Origin of the sequence: Saccharothrix sp. NRRL B-16314 (assembly GCF_000716595.1) — a bacterium.
GTDB lineage: Bacteria > Actinomycetota > Actinomycetes > Mycobacteriales > Pseudonocardiaceae > Actinosynnema.
On the sequence record NZ_JNXC01000006.1, the window covers coordinates 55,981 to 74,141 of the forward strand.

An 18,161-nucleotide genomic window follows, 5' to 3' on the forward strand; every position below is an offset into this window, starting at 1 on the left:
GGACCCGGTACGACCCGCGCAGCCCTCCTGCCTGCGGAGTTGCCGCTCCGCGACCGTTCGGCCGATCGACTCACTCCAATGGAGAAGTCAATCCGCTCCCCTTTTCTGCAATGCTGGACGAACCCCCTGGCACCGCCGCCTAAAGCGGGCTCAACGGCATTGCTCCGGAGAGGGACCGATGACACGCAGCGGAACCGGCAAGATCGACCAGACGGTGTCGACGACGGCGACCACGGGCACGTCCTCGTTCGTCAACGGCCACTTCCCGAACCGGCGGTGGCTCGTCGTCGCGCTCAGCGCGCTGGCCGGCTTCATGCTGACCGTGGTCTGGTCGGCGCACTTCGTCGACTCCACGATCGGCGACAACGTCGCGAACGCGCTCCTCGGCCACGACGCCAAGGCGACCCCGGTCGAGGGCATCCTCTCGGGGATCGCGTTCGCGTTCGTCAGCGGCATCGCGGGCACGTTCACCGCGTGCAACATCGCCGCGTTCGGCGCGGTCGCCCCCATGCTCGGTGCGGCGGAAACCCGCTGGGCACGGCTGCGCGGCGCGCTGAAGCCGATCGGCTGGCTGGCGGTCGGCATCATCCCGGTGTCCGCGCTGTACGGGGTGCTGGTCGGGATCGTCGGCACGCGGATGCCGCAGTTCGCCACCGCGGCGTCGGCGCCGGGCACGCTGAACAGCCGCAGCATCCAGACGCTGGTCGTGTTCGGCGTGATCGGCCTCGTGATGATCTACCTGGGGCTCGCCGCGCTCGGCCTGGTGCGCGACCCGTTCCGCCGGATCGCCCGGAGGTTCCCGAACGCGCCGATGGTGTTCATGGGCGTGCTGATCGCCGGGTTCCTCATCGGCCGGCCGTTCGGCCTGTTCCGGCAGATGTTCCGGGACGCCGCCGAGAGCCACAACCCGCTGTACGGCGCCGCCGCGTTCACGCTCCAGTCGGTCGGCAACATCGTGATCATCGCCCTGGTCTTCCTCGCGCTGGCCTACTTCACCGGCGGCCGGTTGCAGCGGTGGCTCTCGGCCGATCCGGCGAGGGTCGCCACCATCACGGCCGCCGCGCTGATCGTCGCGGGCGTCTTCACCTTCCTGTACTGGGACATCAGGCTGCTGGCGCGCCGGGAGATCATCCCGTGGTACCCGATGGCGCCGTGGTCGTGACCGTGTCGAACACCGGTACCCGCCGTCACCAGCGGTTATCGTCACGGGATGGCCGATGACCGGAAAGAAGAGATCCAGCGCGCCTTCGACGCCGCCGCGGCGGATTTCACCGCGCTCGGGCGTCACCTGTGGGAGCCGATCGGTGCGGCGACCGCGGCAGCCGCCCGACTCCGCCCGGGTGACCGCGTCTTCGACGCCTGCTGCGGCACCGGTGCCTCCGCGATCCCCGCGGCGCGGCAGGTCGGCGCGGACGGCGTGGTGGACGCGGTAGACATGTCGGGCCCGATGGTCGCGGAGCTGCGCCGGTTGTCGGCCGGTCTGCCGCAGTTGCGCGCCCACGAGGCCGACGTGACGGAGTGGGAGGCGGAGGCCTACGACGCGGTCCTGTGCGGGCTCGGCATCTTCTTCTTCCCCGACATGACGGCCGGCACCGACCGGTTGATCCGCCTGGCCCGTCCCGGCGGCCGGGTCGCGCTCACCGTCTGGCGCGACGGGGCGATGCAACTCGCCGGCCGGTACCTCGGCCGCGCGGTCGCCGCCGTCACCAACACACCGCCGGCGAAGGAGCGCGAGCCGCACCTCCTCGACCGGATCAACCAGGTGGACAGCTACGCCGACTGGCTGACCGGGCGCGGCCTGGTCGACGTCGAGGTCGTGGCGCACGAACTGCGGTTGGCCATGACGCCCGAACTGGCCTGGCTGGTGATCATCGGTTCCGGGTTCCGGCGCGGTCTCGCCGGGCTCGACGCCGACACCGTCGAGGCGGTGCGCCGGCAGTACCTCGACTTGCTCCGCGCGGATGGCGTGACCGAACTCGACACGACGACCTTGATCGGCTCGGGCACCACCGGCTCGGCACAGGAGCAGTAGGCACCGGGGCGGGCGAAACCTGTTCGCCCCGGCCGAACCGCGGGCGGTCCACTGTGGACAGCCCGGTCGAGGTGCTCAGTTCCGGCTCGTGACCGGCTCGGGTGTCTCGACCTCGCGGCGGCGGCGCTTCTTCGACGCGGCCAACGACGCCGCAGCGGACTTTACGTCGTCGCCGACACCGACCAGGAGGCTGGTCAGCATTGCCTCGTAGGCCCGGTCCGCACCGACCGGGTCGATCAGGTACCCGCCGAGTTCGAGGTTCACCAGTCCGTGCGTGGTGATCCACATCTCGTGGGCGACCAGCAGCGGGTCCGCTTCCCCGAACCGGCCGGCGGCGATGCAGCGGCCGGCGCAGTCGACCACCGTGGCCAGGGTGTACCGACCGTGCTGGCGGTCGTCCTCGGTGAGCGAGAAGCCCGCCAGGGACTGGCCGCCGAACATCACCGCGTACAGGTGGGAGTTCACCCTCGCGTTGTGCCGGTAGGCGTGGCCGAGCACGGCCATGTCCGCGACCGGGTCGTCGGTCTGCCGCACCCCGGCGAACTGCTGCTCCAGCCGGGCGAAGCCCTCGTGCACCATCTCGCGGACCAGGCCGCTCATGCTGCCGAAGTAGGTGTAGACCGCCATGGTCGAGGTACCCGCCTCGGCCGCGATCTTCCTGGTGGACAGCGCGCCGGCGCCGTGCTCGGCCAGGAGCCTCGCCGCGATGTCGACGAGGGTGGTTCGGGTGTCCGGGTCCAGCTTCCGCGGGCTCACCCCGGCAGTGTTGCACAACGCCGTTATTCTTCACCTGACAACGTTATGCGAAACGCGGAGGCCGCCGTCCGGGCCGCGGAACCGCGCGGACGGGCCGGTACCAGCCCATCCGCGCGGCAGGGGCGGCCGTCCAGTCCTCAATGGACATGCACGCCGCCCGTGCGCACGGCTTCCGCGCGGGCTGGGGGTCCCGAGGGGGAAGCCGAAACGCGGCCCCGGGGCGGGCTCGACCCGCTTCGACACCGTGATCCGAAACCCTACTAGGGGTCAGTCCTGACAAGCAACCAAGTTGGTGCGGGTCCGCACATCACCCGGCCGGACGCGTCCATCCGTACCGAACCGCGCTCAGGTGGGCGAAAGAGCACGGGAAACCCTTGCGGCGTCGACGATGCGTGCTTCGATAACGTTGTAATGGGATCGACCGGGCCAGGCGCTCGCACCAGGAGGAACCATGGTCGACTTGCACCCCCAGTCCCGCACCGCCGGGGGTTCGCTCAACACCAGCCGGCACAAGGTGTCGCTCTACGCGTTCATGGTGATCGTGCTGGCGCACTGGGTCGAGCACATCACCCAGGCGGTGCAGATCTACGTGATGGGCTGGCCGGTGCCCGCGTCCAAGGGTGCGCTCGGCCTGTGGTTCCCCTGGCTGGTGACGTCGGAGGTCATGCACTACGGCTTCGCGCTCGTGATGCTCGTGTTCCTCTTCCTGCTGCGCAAGGGTTTCGTCGGCCGCTCGGCGACGTGGTGGACCATCGCGCTCGGCTTGCAGTTCTGGCACCACATCGAGCACCTGCTGCTGATCATCCAGTCGTCCACGGGCGCCTACCTGCTCGGCAAGCCGGTGCCGACCAGCGTCATCCAGCTCCTCATCCCGCGGGTGGAGCTGCACCTGTTCTACAACTTCGTGGTGTTCGTGCCGATGGTGGTCGCGATGCTGGTGCACCGGCGGCCGACTCCGGTGGAGCGGACGGAGATGCGCTGCACGTGCGCCGTCCCGGTCGGTGCGTCGGCCTGACGCCCGTGCACAACCACGGCGCCGTCGGCCTGCCGCTCGGCTTCACCCTCCTCCGGCTGATCCTGCTCGGCTCGGTGACCGTGGTCGCGTGCTGGGCCCTGGTCCGGCCCTTCGTCCCCGCCGCGCAGGGTGTCGTGACCCGGCGGGTGGTCACCGGGTCCGCCGGTTTCGGCGGGATCGTGGCGCTGCTCATCGCGGATGCGTCGTGGATGCCGGGGATCGCCGCCGTGGCGTTGATCGGCCTGCTGGTGGTTCCCCCGGTGCTTCGCCAGGCGCAGCCGGTGCTGGGCCGGTGCGTGGTGGCCGCTGCCGTGTCCACGACGGTGGCCGCAGGGGCGTGGCTCTCCGGGCCTCCGTCGGCGTTCGCCTACATCGTGCTGATGGCGGCGTTCGTCGGGGTGGCGTGGCTCGCGCTGTGCCCTCCGACGGTGCCGGTGCGGCTCGTCGGCGCGGTGCTGGGCGCTGCGCTGCTGGCGGGCCTCGGCCAGGTCACCGTCTCCGGGCAGCTCGCCACGCCACCCGCCGGCGACCCGCTGCTGACGCGGGTGGCGCTCGGCGACCGCCCCGTGGACGTGCTGGTGGTGCCGCACATGCCCGGCTGGAACCTCGTGCAGACCACGGATGTCCCGTTGTCGGTGGGCAACGCGCCGTCCGCCCTCGTGCCGGCGTTGTCCCGGACGGGGGTCGGCGGGCGGTGGGCGTTGGTGTGGCTGGCCGAAGGGCGCGGCGAGCTGTGGCTGGACCGGGCGGGCGAACGGACCACCGTGCCGGTGAACCCGGGCCGGGTGGCGTGGGCCGGGCCGGACGTGCGCGGGCCGGAGGGTCCGGACTACGCGTCGGCGGTGCTGGCGGCGAAGTTGACCGGCAGGCGCGGTGACCTGCCGTGGCCACGCCTGACCGACGCGGACGCGGCAGTGCTGCGCGCCTGGGTCGCGTCGGTCAGGGGGCCGTTCACGGTCGTGGCGGACACGTCGGACCGGGCGGTGGAGGCGTCGAAGGTCGTGCACGAGGAGGCCGCACGCCTCGGTTACGCCGTCACGTCCGGCGCGCCCGACGTCCTGGTGCTGGGCGGCGTTCCCCCTCCGGGTCGCCACCACCTCGCACCGTGGCTGGCCCCGCCGGACCTGACGACGACCGAGGCGCACCGGTACGTGCGGGTGTTGTCCTCCGCCTTCCCCGGTGCCGCGCCGTCGAGTTCGGGTCTGGCGGCGTGGACCGGCTGAGCACCCGTTGTCAGAGGACCGGGTAGCCCTTGAGCCCGACGTACGTCGTGAACGTCATCCTGTTCCCGCCGGCGGGAGCGGGCAGGCCGAGTCGGCGGTTCACCAGCCGGTCCAGACCGCCGCAACCCTGTGCCCCCGGCACGGCGAACTCGTTGTCCTCGATGGTGAACTTCAGCACCTTCGGGTCGGTGGAGATCACTTCGTGCCGGCCGACCCTGATCGGCCTGAACTTGATCGGGTCCTCGTCGCTGCCGATCGTGCAGGTGCCCGGCAGCAGCGGGGAGATGACCCCGAGCTTCAGGTGCTGCTCCCCCATGCGGTCGCCGACGGAGAGGAAGTCGGAGTAGCCCGCGTACTCGAGGCGCAGGTCCAGTCGCAGCTTCGGGTTGTGCGCGTCCGTTCCCGGGACGCCGAGCAGTCCGCCGGGCACCGGGGTCGGGTCGGCCCGCAGCGCGCCGAAGACCTGGGCGAACTTCCCGTCCAGCTGCCCCTCGGCGAACGTCAGCCGCATCGTCCCGGTCGGCTGCTCGGGCAGGCTGCCGAACCTGAACGTGCCGCTGGACACCAGCACCTCGCACCGCCACAACGCCGGATCAGCACCGGCCGGGATCGACGGGCAGTCGGCGAAGTCGAAGGTGGGCACAGCGCCGTTGGTGGGTGCCGGGTCGTTGGTCGGTGCGGGGTCGGCCGATGCTTGTGGGGTCACCACAGCAGCGAACCCGATCGCCGTGGCGCAGGCCAGCGCCACCGCAGAACCACGGCGGGAAGTCTTCGATCTCGTCATGCCGAAGAGCTTTCCCCGCCGCGTCGCACAGATGATCAGGCGAACCCCTGGGATCACCCCGAATCAACCCCGGACTCCGACTGAGGGTCGGCGGTCGCGGGTCCTCCTTGCCGGACTCGTCGGCGCGCGGATGCCGACACGTTCACACCGCGCCGTTCTGCTCCTCCGCTGACCGAACCCGACCGACCGCTTCCGCCGCCTTGATCGCCTTGATCGCCGCCGTCCTGGCCGCCCCCGCCGCCTCGTCGGCTTCGTCCATCGCGTCCACCGCCGCCCGCACGGCCACCTGAGCCCGTTCAGCCGCTTCGGCCGCGCGCCCGGCGGCTTCCTCCGTCAGATCGGCCTGCTCCCGCGCGCCGGCCAGCCTTGCGGCGTCCGCCTTCTCCCGCGCGAGTTCTGCGGCGGTCAACGCCTGCGCCGCCGCCCGATCGGCGTCCCCCACGGCCTTCTCGGCCCGCTGTGCCTGCACCATGTCGCCCAGTGCCGCCGCGGCCTGATCTCGCAGCGACCGCACGTGTCCCTCGCCGAGGGTGATCTCGATCGTGTCACCGATCACCAGGAACGCCGTCGCGCCCAGGCGTCCGCGCAGGTCGATCGACACGTACTCGTCCAAGTGCATGCCCAGGCTGGTCACCAGCTGGTTGCCGCTCACGAAGCCGATCCCCGTTCGCACATGTGCACCTCGATCGTGTTCACCGCAGGCATGAAAGCCTGCGTGCCGGACAACGGTTTGCAAGATCAGAGTTAAACACGTACGTGCCTTTTCAAGCGCGACTCATCCGGGTGAAGTCGCTACTCGATCGAGTGTACGTACGGTAAACACGTACTGCCGCCCTGCGTGGGTGATCACGAAGAGGAGTGCCGCCTTGGCGATGAACAGCGACGACAGCGCGATCAGCCAACGTCGTCAACTCGGTGCCGCGATGCGCAGCTTCCGCAAGGAAGCCGACATCGACCGCGACGCCGCAGCCGAGCTGATCGACGTCACCGGTCCGACGCTGACGCGCAAGGAGAAGGGCCAGTTCAAGTTCCGGCGGCAGGAGGTCGAGACGCTGGCCAAGGCCTACGGCGTGGACGACGACGAGATCGCCATGCTGGTCGAGCTGGCACGGGAGGTCCGTGCGAGTACCAAGCGCGGCGAATTCCCGATGTTCGTGCCGGTGAAGTCCCGGGCGTTCCTGGAGCTGGAGCGCGACGACGCGGTGGAAATCCTGGTGGTGACGCTGACTTTGATCCCGCCGTTCTTCCAGACCGAGGCGTACATGCGGGAGTTGTGGCGACGCAGCGGCGACTTGCTCTCCACCGAGCACGTCGAGGAGCTGGTCCGACTCCGCAAGGCCCGTCAGCAGGTGGTCACCCGGTCGAACGCACCCCTCATCCGCGTGGTCCTCCACGAGTTCGCGCTTCACCTGCCGGTCGGCGGCCCCGACCTGATGCGCGAGCAACTCCGCCACCTGGCGGTGGTGTGCGACCTGCCCAACGTCGAGATCCAGGTCCAGCCCAGTTCCAGCGGCGCGTACCCGGCGATGGATTCGAGCTTCAACCTGCTGCGCTTCGCCAACGGCCCGACCGGCGACGTGGTGCAGGTCTACGGGCACGCCGAGTCGTTCTACCGCGACCGGGAGACCGCAACCGCGCCGTATCGGGTCGCCTGGGACCGGCGGAAGGTCGCGGCACTGGACTTGCAGGCGTCGAAGGCGCTGATACTGGACGCAGCGGCCCGTTTCGGGGCCGCAGGCGACAGCAGCCCTGCGACCTAGCGAGATGACGTGATGACCGAACACCTGACGTGGCGCAAGTCCTCCTTCAGCACCGGAGACGGCAACGGCAACGAGTGCGTCGAGCTGGCGACCCTGCCCGACGGCGGGATGGCCGTGCGGGACAGCAAACAGGGGCGGACCAGCCCGATCCTCACCTTCACCCCCGGCGAGATCACCGCATTCGTCCACGCCGCCAAGGCCGGGAACTTCGACACCCCCGCCTGAATCCCGAAACCCCACCGCACGACCAAAACGGTTCCGGTCGCCCCTGTCGCCGAGGGGCGACCGGAACCGCCGGGCCAGGTGGCCTAGTTGATCGGTACCCGCACCACGACCATGCCGTCCAACAGCCACGCGTCGATCCGCTCCACGTCCACCGCAGCCGGAACGGTCGCGCAGTAGTAGAACGTGCGCCGGGAACCGGTCGGGCGCACCGTGATGCCGACCCGGTCGCGTCGGACCGGTGTGCCGTCCGCGTGCAGGTCGTGGTCGCGGATCTCCACCCGCACGTCCTCGCGGTGCACGTCGTGCAGCAGCGTGGCGAAGAAGTAGGCCTGCTCGGTCACCGCGACGTCCACCGACAGAGGTCGGTCGTCGGCGATGCTCAGGTCCCAGTCGAGCCCCAGGTGCCGCCCGATCCGGTCCCACCACACGTCCATGTCGCGCACCGGGTCCGGCCAGTCCTCCGGCTCGGCGCCCGCGCAGGGATTCCGCCGCCGGACTGTCAGCCGCTCCACCACGACGTCACCTTCCCGTTTACCCCGACGTCTGACCGGGAAGTACCCCGGTCCACCGCGTTTCACGCTCGGGCGAACGGGTGAACGCGTGCGGTGGTACGCCGGCGGCGGGTTGATTCGGCCGAACCTACGACGGGTACTCCATCCGCGCACGAGACAACTGCCCCCAGTCCGAAGGAGCATGGAGGAGGACCAGCCCATGCACCGCGAGAGCAGCAAGCACGGCCCGGCCAAGGACGACGAGCTCAAGCACGAGCTGGAAGCCACCTTGCGCGGGAACCGCCCGAGCCGGTCGGAAGAATGGCGCGACCCCGAACTGGCAGCGGACGACGACGTGACGGCTCCCGGTATCGACGAGCCCCGCTGACCCGCATCGACGAGTTGACCGCCTCGACGAGCCTCCCGCAAACCCCGAGCCCCACCAACGGACTCCGGCCCGCACACGAGGGACGACGTGTGCGGGCCGGAGGTCTGATCAGCCGATGAAACCGACCGTCAGCAACACGTTCGCGTAGTGCCGGACATCGCCGGTGGCCACGCAGACCGCGAGTTCGGGCGAACGGCACGCCTCGTAGAAGTCCTGCCGCGCCAACGGTTGCAACGGCAGGTCCGGGCCGAGGAGCTGTTCGTAGTTCGTCCACGCCTCCGGCGTCGAGAGGTCGTCCGGGCGCATGGTGTGCACGAACTCCACCGGGGTCGCCGACAGCACCGGTTCCAGCACCTCGTCCACCGTGACCAGACCGGGCCGCAGGTTGAGGTGGATCAGCGTGGCCCGGTGGTGGATGTTGGTCCGGTGCGCGTAGTTGGAGTCGGCGAGCAGGACCTTCGACCCGTGGCCCGCCGTGGCCAGGGCGTGGAGCAACGGCGGGTGCAACAGGGGGTAGCGCAGCACTTTTCTGACGACCTCTCGATGTGACGGCGGTAGAACCCACGTCGTGGGCTGCTCGGGTGAACGTCCGAGGATGTCATTCCAGGACGAACGTGGCGTCGGCACGGGCGACCGAGTCCGACGCGGTGGTCAGGTTGACGGTCGTGCCGTTGTGGCGCAGGTACTGGCCGGCGAAGTTCTGCGCCTCGAACGACACCCCGGAACCCGAGGCGAGCCCCGTCCGGCGGAAGAAGCTCGCGTCGGCGCGGAACGCCGCCGTGCCGTCGTTGCGGTCGACCCAGAACTCGTAGTTGCGGTGCCGCAGGTAGTAGCCCGGGAAGTTGGTCGACTCCAACGACACCGTGCCCGAGCCGTTCAGCCCCGACACGACCCGGAACTGCGAGTCGGCCAGCGGGTTGACGTTCGCCTCGACCCGCGCCCGGTACTCCCAGTGCCGGACGAACCGGTCCGGGTAGTTGTACGACTTGAGCCGGACCGGCGTGACGCCGTCCGCGACCGGGGTGCCGAAGTTCGGCGTGCCGTCGGCGTTCCAGTAGACCTTCTGCACGCGGGTGCGGCGGTTCGGGTCGCGCAGCGGGTCGCCGCTGATGTCGCGGTAGTTGCGATCGTGGTAGACCAGGATGTCGCTCTGCCCGTCCTCGGACACGGTGAACGAGTTGTGGCCCGGCCCGTACTGCCCGGTCGAGGCATTGCTCTCGAACACCGGGTTCGGGCTCTTCGTCCACGACGACGCGCTGAGCAGGTTCGCCGACGCCGACGCGGTCAGCATGCCGAGGCAGTAGTTCGCGTCGGTGGCGCTGGCCGAGTAGGTGAGGAAGATCCGCCCGTTGCGCTGGATCACCGTCGGCCCTTCGGCGACCTTGACGCCGCCGCGCATCTCCCACGCCAGCGTCGGCACGGTCAGCCTGGTCACGGTGCCGGTGATGCTCCACGGGGTCGAACCCATGCGCGCCAGGTAGACGTTGGAGTTGGTGGCGATGCCCGGTTCCGACTGCGCCCAGGTCAGGTACCGCACGCCGTTGACCTCGAACGTGGACATGTCCAGGGAGAAGGTGTCCCACGGGACGTTGACCTTCCCGCGCTCGGTCCACGTGCCGGTGAGCGGGTTGGCGCTGCTGTTCTCCAGCACGTACGGCCGGATGCGCCACACGTCGTCGGTGCGACCGGCGGCGAAGTAGACGTACCACTTGCCGTTGATGAAGTGGATCTCCGGCGCCCAGATGTGCGCGCCCATCTCACCGCTGCTGTGCTTGCGCCAGATCACCGACTCCGGCGCCGACGCCAACCCCTGGATGGTGGTCGCCCGGCGCAGCACGAGCCGGTCGTACTCCGGGACGGTCGCGGTGAAGTAGTAGTAGCCGTCGGTGTGCTTGAAGATGTGCGGATCCGCGCGCTGGTTGGCCAGCGCGTTCGTGTACTGCACCGCGGGGGACGCCTGTGCTGCGGGCGTCACCGCCACGAGACCGGCGAGCGCGGTGGCGACCGCCACCGCCACCACGGCGAGCTTGCGGGCGAGCCACCGGGGAACAGCACTGTTCATCGGTTCCACTCCATCGCGGGGTCGGGACAGGCGTGCTGTTAACGCTAACAGCGAGGCTTGCTCCAGCTCAATACCCCATTACGCGGCAGTTGCGACTCCGATGGCGCAGACATCCGCTCATTGGTCCGGTTCGGCTCGCGACGTCGTACTCCGAGCCAGTTCGGGACCGTCGACCGAGGCAAGGCGGTCCGATCGGGCATTTCCGCCGCGGCCGTACTGCGTGCACGCCTAGCACTGTTAGCGATAACAAGATTATTACCCGAAGCTCTTGCCGCCGACGAAAAGCGTGCGCTACGTTCGCCGGGAACCACTCCCCCGCCGCACCGACGGCAACCGAACTTGCCAGGTGGGCGGACGCGACTCTCCCCCCGTCCGCCCACCCGGCGTCCACCCTCGTCCAGGCGGTGGCTACGGGCGGAACGCGGCGAGCCCCGCCTCCCGCATCCGCCCGGCGGCGATGAGCGCCTCGACCTTGCCGACGTTGATCCGCGACCACGAGCTGGTCGCTCGGCGCGGCGAGTACCGCTGCAGGTAGTAGTCCTCGTCGAGCGCCCTGCGGTGGCTGTCGATCCAGCCGTGGCAGAGGGCGACGTCGAGGGCTTCGGTGATCGTGACCGACGTCCGGGCCGACCCCTTCTTGGCGATCCTGATCCAGACATCGGCCGCGCGGGCGTGGTGCTCGGCGAGCCAGGACTCCCACTCGGCGGCGTCCGCGAAGTCGATGACCTTCGCACGATCGAGCGTTTCCATCAGGTCCTCCTGGGTCCGACGACGACTGGACCCATCATGCGGAGGCAAAGTGCTCACCGAGTGAGCACTTTGCCGCTCGGCCATGGTCTCGATGTGGGCCGGCGACTCAGCCCGCACCAGGAGGACGAACTCCTCGGCGTCGTCGTCACGCGCCGAGGCAGGTCAGGCGGTCAAGCGTCGGACTCGCGCCGTTCGACCATCGTGTCGGGCGCGGACTCGGGGATCTCGGTGCGCACGTCCGAATCGCGCAGCACCTCGCGCGCCTGCGCCTCCGGGTCGGCGCTGCCCGTGTCGAGTTCCTCCGGGAGCAGGTTGGCCCGCGTCCGCGCCCGGCGGTCGACGTCGTTGCGCTCGTCGAACACCTCCGGCCGGTCGAGGTCGTGGGCCCGCCTGACGCGCGACTCCTCGTCCGCCGACAGTTCCGTCGTGCCGAGGTCGAGCGGTTCCTGATCCGTCATGTGCTCTGCCATACCCACCGGGCGGCAGTTTGACGCCACCTGCCCGCGCGGTCAGGGGTGGGACCGGGACCTGCTGTGGTGGCGGCGGGCCTTGAGGCGGTTGCCGCAGCCGGTCATCGAGCACCACAAGCGCCTGCCGGTGCGCGAGGTGTCCTGGAAGTGCAGGACGCAGTCGGGGTTCGCGCACTTCCGCAGCCGGTCCGGCGTCGCCGCGCGCAGCCGGACGTAGTCGTGCAGGCAGGCCCACGCCGCACGCCACCCGGGATCGGCCACGTCGGCATGCTCGACCAGACCCCGCTCGTCCACCGCCAACCGCACCCGCCCGTGATCGAGCAGGGAGTTCAAGGCAGCGCAGTCCGCCGGGTCCGCGATCACGGCCGCCAGCGCGTCACGCGCGTCGCGGAGCTGCTGCCGGGGCACGGGCTGCGCGGACTCCAGATCCCGGTCCGCCAGCCACCCCTCCGTCAGGTCGACGTGGTCCAGCAGGTCGTAGGCGACACCGCCCGCCACCCAGCGCGTGTTCAGCAGGTCGATCCCCAGCGGTTGGTCCACGAGCGGACGGGCGGGCCAGCCCTTCGCCAGGAGGGCCGCCGCCAGCGCGACGTCTGCGCCGAGCACGGCGACCACCCCCTAACCGTTCAGACTCGCTTGACAGGTTAACACGCACGTGCCTAACCTGGCCGCGCCCTCTAACCCTTCAAACGCAGTTGAACGGTTAGATAGTCCGAGCCAGGAGAAGACGATGACCTCGTACCGCCACGCCGACATCAACGGGCAGCGCGTGTTCTACCGGGACGCCGGCCCGGCCGACGCCCCCGTGCTGGTGCTGCTGCACGGGTTCCCCACCAGCTCGCACATGTTCCGCGAGCTGATCCCGGCACTCGCCGACCGCTACCGCGTCATCGCGCCCGACCACATCGGCTTCGGCCACAGCTCGGCCCCGTCCGCGGACGAGTTCGACTACACCTTCGACGCCCTCACCGACATCACGCTGGCCCTGCTCGACCAGCTCGGCGTCCGGGAGCACGCGCTCTACATCCAGGACTACGGCGCACCCATCGGGCTCAAGATCGCGTCACGCCACCCGGAGCGGGTCACCGCGATCATCACGCAGTCCGGCAACGCCTACACCGAGGGCTTCACGCCGTTCTGGGAACCGCTGTTCGCCTACGCCACCAACCCCGGCCCCGACACCGAGCCGGCGGTGCGCGCCCTGCTCACGTCCGACGCCACGCGCTGGCAGTACACCCACGGGGTCAAGGACCCGAGCCGGATCAGCCCCGACACCTGGACCCACGACCAGGCCCTGCTCGACCGCCCCGGCAACGCCGAGGTGCAGCTCGCCCTGTTCCGCGACTACCGCCACAACCTCGACGCGTACCCGGCGTTCCAGCAGTACTTCCGCGACACTCAGGTGCCGCTGCTCGTGGTGTGGGGGCGGCACGACGAGATTTTCGGCCCGGACGGCGCGCGCGCGTTCCGGCGCGACCTGCCCGACGCCGAGATCCACCTCCTGGACACCGGCCACTTCGCCCTGGAGGACAGCCTGGACACCATCGCCGGCTACATCCGGGGCTTCCTCGGCCGAGTGCTGAACCAGTGATGGCAGCGTTAACAGATCCCGGTCACCCTCGTTGACCTGACGGGGCGTCCACGCAGCCCAGGCGGGCGAGGGCGTGTGTTAGCGATAACAGACAATCCTTGCCCGCCTCGGGCGGACTGCGTTACGGTGCCTGGAAGCGCTCCCGGCCAAGGTGACCCCTCGGCAACACGGACCGGAGGCGCCTCACGATTCCTGCTCGCAAGGAGGCGACGCACGAGTCCGTCTCCGTCCACTCCGGACACCCCTCGCCGCCGCACCCGATCCCCCGAGACATCGAGGAAACCGTGGCTGCACTGAGGAAACGCGCCCTGACCCTGTTCGCCGCGCTCGCCATGACGGCCGTGTCCGTCACGGTCGCGCCGCAAGCGTCCGCCTACCCGGGCCCCGGCCTGGTGACCGGCGACATCAACGTGCACGACCCGAGCGTCGTCAAACGGCCCGGCGGCGGCTACCTCGTCGCGCACACCGGCGACAACGTCGCGCTCAAGACCTCCACCGACCGGACCGCGTTCCGCAACGCCGGCGCGGTGTTCCCCAACGGCGCGTCCTGGACCACGACCTACACCGGCGGCAGCCGGAACCTGTGGGCGCCGGACCTGTCCTACCGCAACGGTCAGTACTACCTGTACTACTCCGCCTCGACGTTCGGCTCGAACCGGTCGGCGATCTTCCTGGCCACCAGCACCAGCGGCAACTCGGGCACGTGGACGAACCAGGGCCTGGTCGTCGAGTCCCGCACCTCGGACAACTTCAACGCCATCGACCCCGACCTCGTCGTGGACGACCAGGGCCGCTGGTGGCTGAGCTTCGGCTCGTTCTGGTCCGGGATCAAGATGGTCGCCCTGAACTCGTCGACGGGCAAGCGGTCCGACACCACGATCCGGTCCATCGCCGGGCGCAACGGCGGCGCGATCGAAGCGCCGAACATCGTCAAGCGCGGCTCGTACTACTACCTGTTCGTCTCGTTCGACCTGTGCTGCCGCGGCGCTTCCAGCACGTACCGGGTGATGGTGGGCCGCTCCACCGACGTGACCGGGCCGTACCGCGACCGCAACGGCGTCGCCATGACGTCCGGCGGCGGCACGGAGATCCTGGCCGGGCAGGGCAGCATCCACGGCCCCGGCCACCAGGACGTGTTCGGCGACAGCGACAGCGACATCATCGTGTACCACTACTACGCGGACAACGGCGCGTCCCGGCTGGGGATCAACCTGCTCGCCTTCGACTCGGCGGGCTGGCCCTACCTCCGATGACGACGATCCCGGTCCCCGCCCCAGGACACCGCGACCAGCGGTGGCCCGGGGGCGGCGGGCCGCGGACCGCACCCCTCACCGCACCCAAAGACCTCCGATCGGCCGCCGCGAGACTGCCGAAGTGGGCATTGACGTTCGCGCAATGTGCTCGTAGCCTCCCGGAAAGCGCTTTCCCCTTCGCATCGCGCGGCACGCTCCCAGCGGTCACAACCGGAGGAATCTCGAATGGGTGCACTGAAACGTTTCAAGGGCGTGGCGACCACAGTGGTCGCGATGCTTGCCGTCACCACGGCCGCTGCTTGCGGTGACGGCGGCAGCGGCAGCGGTGACGAGACGCAGGCCGGTCCCGCCACCCTGCGCTTCTCGTGGTGGGGGAACGCCGAGCGCGCCGAGCTGATGCAGAAGGCGATCGACCTCTTCCAGCAGAAGAACCCGGAAATCAAGGTCACGCCGAGCTTCCAGGAGTTCGAGGCGTACTGGCAGAAGATGGCCACCGAGACCGCCGGCGGCAACGCGCCCGACGTGCTCCAGATGGACTTCGCCTACATCCGGGAGTACTCGGACCGCAAAGCTTTGTACGACCTGAAGAAGCAGGACGGCAAGAACCTCGAACTCGGGGACCTGCTGCCCGGCCTCAAGGGCGCGGGCGAGATCGACGGCAAGCTGTACGGCGTGCCGGTCGGCGGCAACACCTGGGGCTACATCTACAACCCGGCGTTGTTCGCCCAGGCCGGCGTCGCCGAGCCGAAGGAAGGCTGGACCTGGGACGACTACCGCGAGGCCATGGCCACGATCATGGCGAAGACCGGCGTGCACGGCGGCGGCAACTACGTCGGCAGCTACTACAACCTGGAACTCCAGCTGCGCCAGGAGGGCGGCCTGCTCTACACGGAGGACGGCAAGCTCGGCTTCGACAAGGCCCGGCTGGCCAAGTTCTTCGGCGAGGGCAAGCAGCTGGTCGACTCGAAGTCGACGCTGCCGATCGAGAAGAGCGTGCAGATCAAGCCCGCGTTCGCGCTCGAAATGGACCTGATCGCCGGTGACCTCGGCTGGGACAACTTCATGGCCCGCTACGACAAGGGCGCCAAGGCCGAGCTGAAGCTCGGTCCGGTGCCGACCGACAACGCGGGCACCAGCGGCCAGTACCTGAAGCCGTCCATGCTGCTCAGCGTGTCGCAGAAGAGCGAGCACCCGGCGGCGGCGGCCAAGCTGGTCTCGTTCATGGCGAACGACCCGGAGGTCGGCAAGCTGTTCGGCGCGAACCGCGGCCTCCCGCCGACGAACGCCCAGCGCTCCGCCGTTCAGCTGGACGGTGCGCTCGCCCTGGTGGCGGCGTACGAGGAAGACCTGAAGGACAAGTTCGGCAAGACGCCGCCCGCGCCGCCGAAGGGCGCCGGCACCTTGGAACAGGCGTTCATCCGGATCGCCGAAGAACTCCAGTACGGCCGCATCTCCGTGGACGAAGCCGTCGACCAGTTCTTCACCGAGGCTGAGGAAACCCTCGGGTCGTGAGCAGGGCGACGATCACGCCGGACCTCGACGACGGGGTTCGCACGACGGGGTCGACGGGTCCGCGCAAGCGGGCCCGTCTGCCCGGCGACGGCATGGCGGGCTACCTGTTCCTCTCCCCCTGGCTCATCGGGATCCTCCTGCTGACCCTCGGGCCGATGGTGACCTCGCTGTACCTGTCGTTCACCGACTACGACCTCTTCAACAGCCCGACGTGGATCGGCCTGGAGAACTACGAGAAGATGTTCTCCGATCCGCGCTGGCTCAGGTCGGTGCAGGTGACGGCGATCTACGTGGCGCTGGCGGTGCCGGTCAAGCTGGCCGCCGCGCTCGCGGTGGCGATGCTGCTCAACAGCAAGCGGCGCGGGCAGGGCTTCTACCGGGCGGCGTTCTACGGCCCGTCGCTGATCGGCGGCAGCGTCAGCGTCGCGATCGTGTGGAAGATGATGTTCAGCGACGACTCGGTGGTCGACAAGCTGCTGCTCGGGGTCGGTATCGACACCGGCGGCTGGGCGGGCAACCCCGACTACTCGGTGATGATGCTCGTGCTGCTGGCCGTGTGGCAGCTCGGCGCGCCGATGGTGATCTTCCTGGCGGGGCTCAAGCAGGTGCCGCGCGAGCTGTACGAGGCGGCCGAGGTCGACGGCGCGGGCCGGTGGCGGCAGTTCCGGTCGATCACCCTGCCGATGATCTCGTCGGTGGTGTTCTTCAACCTGCTGCTGGAGACGATCAACTCGTTCCAGGTGTTCACGTCGGCGTACGTGGTCGGCGGGCCGAACGGGCAGCCGGCCGGCAGCACGCTGTTCTACACCATCTACCTGTTCGACCGCGGCTTCGGCGACTACCGCATGGGGTACGCGTCCGCGATGGCGTGGATGCTGCTGCTCGGCGTGGGCCTGGTGACCGTGTTCCTGTTCCGCACCGCGCGCGGGTGGGTCTTCTACTCCGGTGACTCGGGGGACAAGCGATGAGGCGACGAGTGGCCACCTCCGACAAGGCGGGTGGGACCGCCAGGGTGCGCAGTGTGGTGTGGCACGTCGGCGTCCTGCTGCTGCTCGCGGTGGTGCTGTACCCGATCGTGTGGGTGCTGGCGGCGACGTTCAAGCCGTCCGAGGACATCGTCGGCAGCCTGCGACTGCTGCCGAGCGAGGTGACGACGGCGAACTACGACCGGGTGTTCGAGGGTGTCGTGGGCGTCGGCATCGGCCGGTTCTTCCTGAACTCGGCGGTGCTGGCGGTGCTGTCCGTCGTGGGCACGGTCGCGTCGTCGGCGTTGGCGGCCTACGCGTTCGGCCGGCTGCGCTTCCGCGGCCGGACGGTGATGTTCGGCATCATGATCAGCACGCTGCTGCTGCCGTTCCACGTGTTGATCATCCCGCAGTACATCGTGTTCCAGAACCTCGACCTGGTCGACACCTACGTGCCGCTGCTGGCGGGGAAGTTCCTGGCGTCGGAGGCGTTCTTCATCTTCCTGATCGTGCAGTTCATCCGGAACCTGCCGCGTGAGCTGGACGAGTCGGCGAAGATCGACGGCGCGAACCACTGGCGGGTGTTCTGGGACATCATCCTGCCGCTGTGCCGGCCGGCGCTGATCACCACGGCGATCTTCACGTTCATCTGGAGCTGGAACGACTTCTTCGGGCCGCTGATCTACCTCAGCACGCCGGACAAGTACCCGCTGCCGTTGGCGTTGCAGCTGTTCATCGACGAGACGTCCGGCTCGGACTTCGGCGCGCTGATGGCCATGTCGATGCTGGCGCTGGTGCCGGTGATCCTGTTCTTCCTGTTCTTCCAGCGCTTCCTGGTGGAGGGTGTGTCGACGCAAGGGCTCAAGGGCTGAGGAGTCGGAGGG

At 69.3% G+C, this 18,161-nt stretch carries 21 protein-coding genes; 12 read left to right on the forward strand and 9 right to left on the reverse strand.

The annotated features are described in order from the left end of the window. Nucleotides 1-178: 178 nt before the first annotated feature. Together OQ02_RS12640 and OQ02_RS12645 are read left to right on the forward strand one after the other, a co-directional pair. A complete protein-coding gene (locus OQ02_RS12640; protein WP_033438577.1) occupies nt 179-1,162 on the forward strand; it encodes a hypothetical protein in 984 nt (327 codons plus the stop codon). 48 nt (nt 1,163-1,210) lie between these two features. Beyond that, nucleotides 1,211-2,032, forward strand: a complete 822-nt coding sequence (locus tag OQ02_RS12645) for a class I SAM-dependent methyltransferase (RefSeq protein ID WP_033438578.1) — start codon at nt 1,211-1,213, stop codon at nt 2,030-2,032. Nucleotides 2,033-2,107: 75 nt separating this feature from the next. Here OQ02_RS12645 and OQ02_RS12650 read toward each other — a convergent pair whose 3' ends face one another. Further along, nucleotides 2,108-2,788, reverse strand: coding sequence for a TetR/AcrR family transcriptional regulator (locus OQ02_RS12650; RefSeq protein WP_033438579.1), 681 nt, complete (start codon nt 2,786-2,788; stop codon nt 2,108-2,110). 451 nt (nt 2,789-3,239) lie between these two features. Between OQ02_RS12650 and OQ02_RS12655 the strand changes: the two genes are divergently transcribed. Both OQ02_RS12655 and OQ02_RS12660 read left to right on the forward strand, forming a co-directional pair. Further along, the gene (locus tag OQ02_RS12655) at nt 3,240-3,803 is read left to right on the forward strand and encodes a hypothetical protein (RefSeq protein ID WP_033438580.1); all 564 of its coding nucleotides are present in this window, start codon (nt 3,240-3,242) and stop codon (nt 3,801-3,803) included. Next, a complete protein-coding gene (locus OQ02_RS12660; RefSeq protein ID WP_033438581.1) occupies nt 3,773-5,026 on the forward strand; it encodes a DUF6239 family natural product biosynthesis protein in 1,254 nt (417 codons plus the stop codon). Before OQ02_RS12655 ends, OQ02_RS12660 begins: the two co-directional genes overlap by 31 nt. A gap of 10 nt (nt 5,027-5,036) precedes the next feature. Here the strand turns inward: OQ02_RS12660 and OQ02_RS12665 are convergent, their stop codons facing one another. After that, complete coding sequence (locus OQ02_RS12665) at nt 5,037-5,810, reverse strand: hypothetical protein (RefSeq protein WP_033438582.1); 774 nt, start codon at nt 5,808-5,810, stop codon at nt 5,037-5,039. Nucleotides 5,811-5,952: 142 nt separating this feature from the next. Next, nucleotides 5,953-6,483: a hypothetical protein gene (locus OQ02_RS12670; RefSeq protein WP_033438583.1), complete on the reverse strand. Its 531-nt coding sequence runs from the start codon at nt 6,481-6,483 to the stop codon at nt 5,953-5,955. 199 nt (nt 6,484-6,682) lie between these two features. Between OQ02_RS12670 and OQ02_RS40880 the strand changes: the two genes are divergently transcribed. Together OQ02_RS40880 and OQ02_RS12680 are read left to right on the forward strand one after the other, a co-directional pair. After that, nucleotides 6,683-7,570, forward strand: a complete 888-nt coding sequence (locus tag OQ02_RS40880) for a helix-turn-helix domain-containing protein (RefSeq protein WP_051772219.1) — start codon at nt 6,683-6,685, stop codon at nt 7,568-7,570. Nucleotides 7,571-7,582: 12 nt separating this feature from the next. Continuing rightward, complete coding sequence (locus tag OQ02_RS12680; protein ID WP_033438584.1) at nt 7,583-7,795, forward strand: DUF397 domain-containing protein; 213 nt, start codon at nt 7,583-7,585, stop codon at nt 7,793-7,795. 83 nt (nt 7,796-7,878) lie between these two features. On the opposite strand, the gene OQ02_RS12685 is transcribed toward OQ02_RS12680, so the two are convergent. Then, complete coding sequence (locus OQ02_RS12685) at nt 7,879-8,307, reverse strand: Hsp20/alpha crystallin family protein (RefSeq protein WP_197043303.1); 429 nt, start codon at nt 8,305-8,307, stop codon at nt 7,879-7,881. A gap of 181 nt (nt 8,308-8,488) precedes the next feature. Here OQ02_RS12685 and OQ02_RS44755 point away from each other — a divergent pair, with 181 nt between their 5' ends. Next, on the forward strand, nt 8,489-8,674 hold the full coding sequence (locus OQ02_RS44755; RefSeq protein ID WP_033438586.1) for a hypothetical protein: 186 nt from the start codon (nt 8,489-8,491) through the stop codon (nt 8,672-8,674). Nucleotides 8,675-8,782: 108 nt separating this feature from the next. Here OQ02_RS44755 and OQ02_RS12695 read toward each other — a convergent pair whose 3' ends face one another. From OQ02_RS12695 to OQ02_RS12715, 5 genes are all read right to left on the reverse strand, one after another. Next, nucleotides 8,783-9,199, reverse strand: coding sequence for an RbsD/FucU domain-containing protein (locus OQ02_RS12695; RefSeq protein WP_033438587.1), 417 nt, complete (start codon nt 9,197-9,199; stop codon nt 8,783-8,785). Nucleotides 9,200-9,272: 73 nt separating this feature from the next. Then, the gene (locus OQ02_RS12700; RefSeq protein ID WP_081915570.1) at nt 9,273-10,736 is read right to left on the reverse strand and encodes a family 43 glycosylhydrolase; all 1,464 of its coding nucleotides are present in this window, start codon (nt 10,734-10,736) and stop codon (nt 9,273-9,275) included. Between the two features lie 408 nt (nt 10,737-11,144). After that, the gene (locus OQ02_RS12705; RefSeq protein WP_051772220.1) at nt 11,145-11,486 is read right to left on the reverse strand and encodes a YdeI/OmpD-associated family protein; all 342 of its coding nucleotides are present in this window, start codon (nt 11,484-11,486) and stop codon (nt 11,145-11,147) included. Nucleotides 11,487-11,656: 170 nt separating this feature from the next. Then, nucleotides 11,657-11,944 (reverse strand): hypothetical protein, encoded by a 288-nt coding sequence (locus OQ02_RS12710; RefSeq protein WP_033438709.1) that lies wholly within the window; start codon nt 11,942-11,944, stop codon nt 11,657-11,659. Between the two features lie 51 nt (nt 11,945-11,995). Next, nucleotides 11,996-12,562 carry a CGNR zinc finger domain-containing protein gene (locus OQ02_RS12715; RefSeq protein WP_197043304.1) on the reverse strand — a complete coding sequence of 189 codons (567 nt, stop codon included), beginning with the start codon at nt 12,560-12,562 and terminating at the stop codon, nt 11,996-11,998. Nucleotides 12,563-12,686: 124 nt separating this feature from the next. Between OQ02_RS12715 and OQ02_RS12720 the strand changes: the two genes are divergently transcribed. From OQ02_RS12720 to OQ02_RS12740, 5 genes are all read left to right on the forward strand, one after another. Further along, on the forward strand, nt 12,687-13,547 hold the full coding sequence (locus OQ02_RS12720) for an alpha/beta fold hydrolase (RefSeq protein ID WP_033438588.1): 861 nt from the start codon (nt 12,687-12,689) through the stop codon (nt 13,545-13,547). Between the two features lie 284 nt (nt 13,548-13,831). Beyond that, the gene (locus OQ02_RS12725; protein WP_033438589.1) at nt 13,832-14,800 is read left to right on the forward strand and encodes an arabinan endo-1,5-alpha-L-arabinosidase; all 969 of its coding nucleotides are present in this window, start codon (nt 13,832-13,834) and stop codon (nt 14,798-14,800) included. A gap of 225 nt (nt 14,801-15,025) precedes the next feature. Beyond that, entirely contained in the window at nt 15,026-16,312 is a 1,287-nt protein-coding gene (locus OQ02_RS12730; protein ID WP_051772221.1) for an ABC transporter substrate-binding protein, read from the forward strand. Then, nucleotides 16,309-17,280, forward strand: coding sequence for a carbohydrate ABC transporter permease (locus OQ02_RS12735; protein ID WP_033438590.1), 972 nt, complete (start codon nt 16,309-16,311; stop codon nt 17,278-17,280). Before OQ02_RS12730 ends, OQ02_RS12735 begins: the two co-directional genes overlap by 4 nt. Next, complete coding sequence (locus OQ02_RS12740; RefSeq protein ID WP_033438591.1) at nt 17,277-18,149, forward strand: carbohydrate ABC transporter permease; 873 nt, start codon at nt 17,277-17,279, stop codon at nt 18,147-18,149. The genes OQ02_RS12735 and OQ02_RS12740 overlap by 4 nt, the downstream gene beginning before the upstream one ends. Nucleotides 18,150-18,161: the final 12 nt, after the last annotated feature.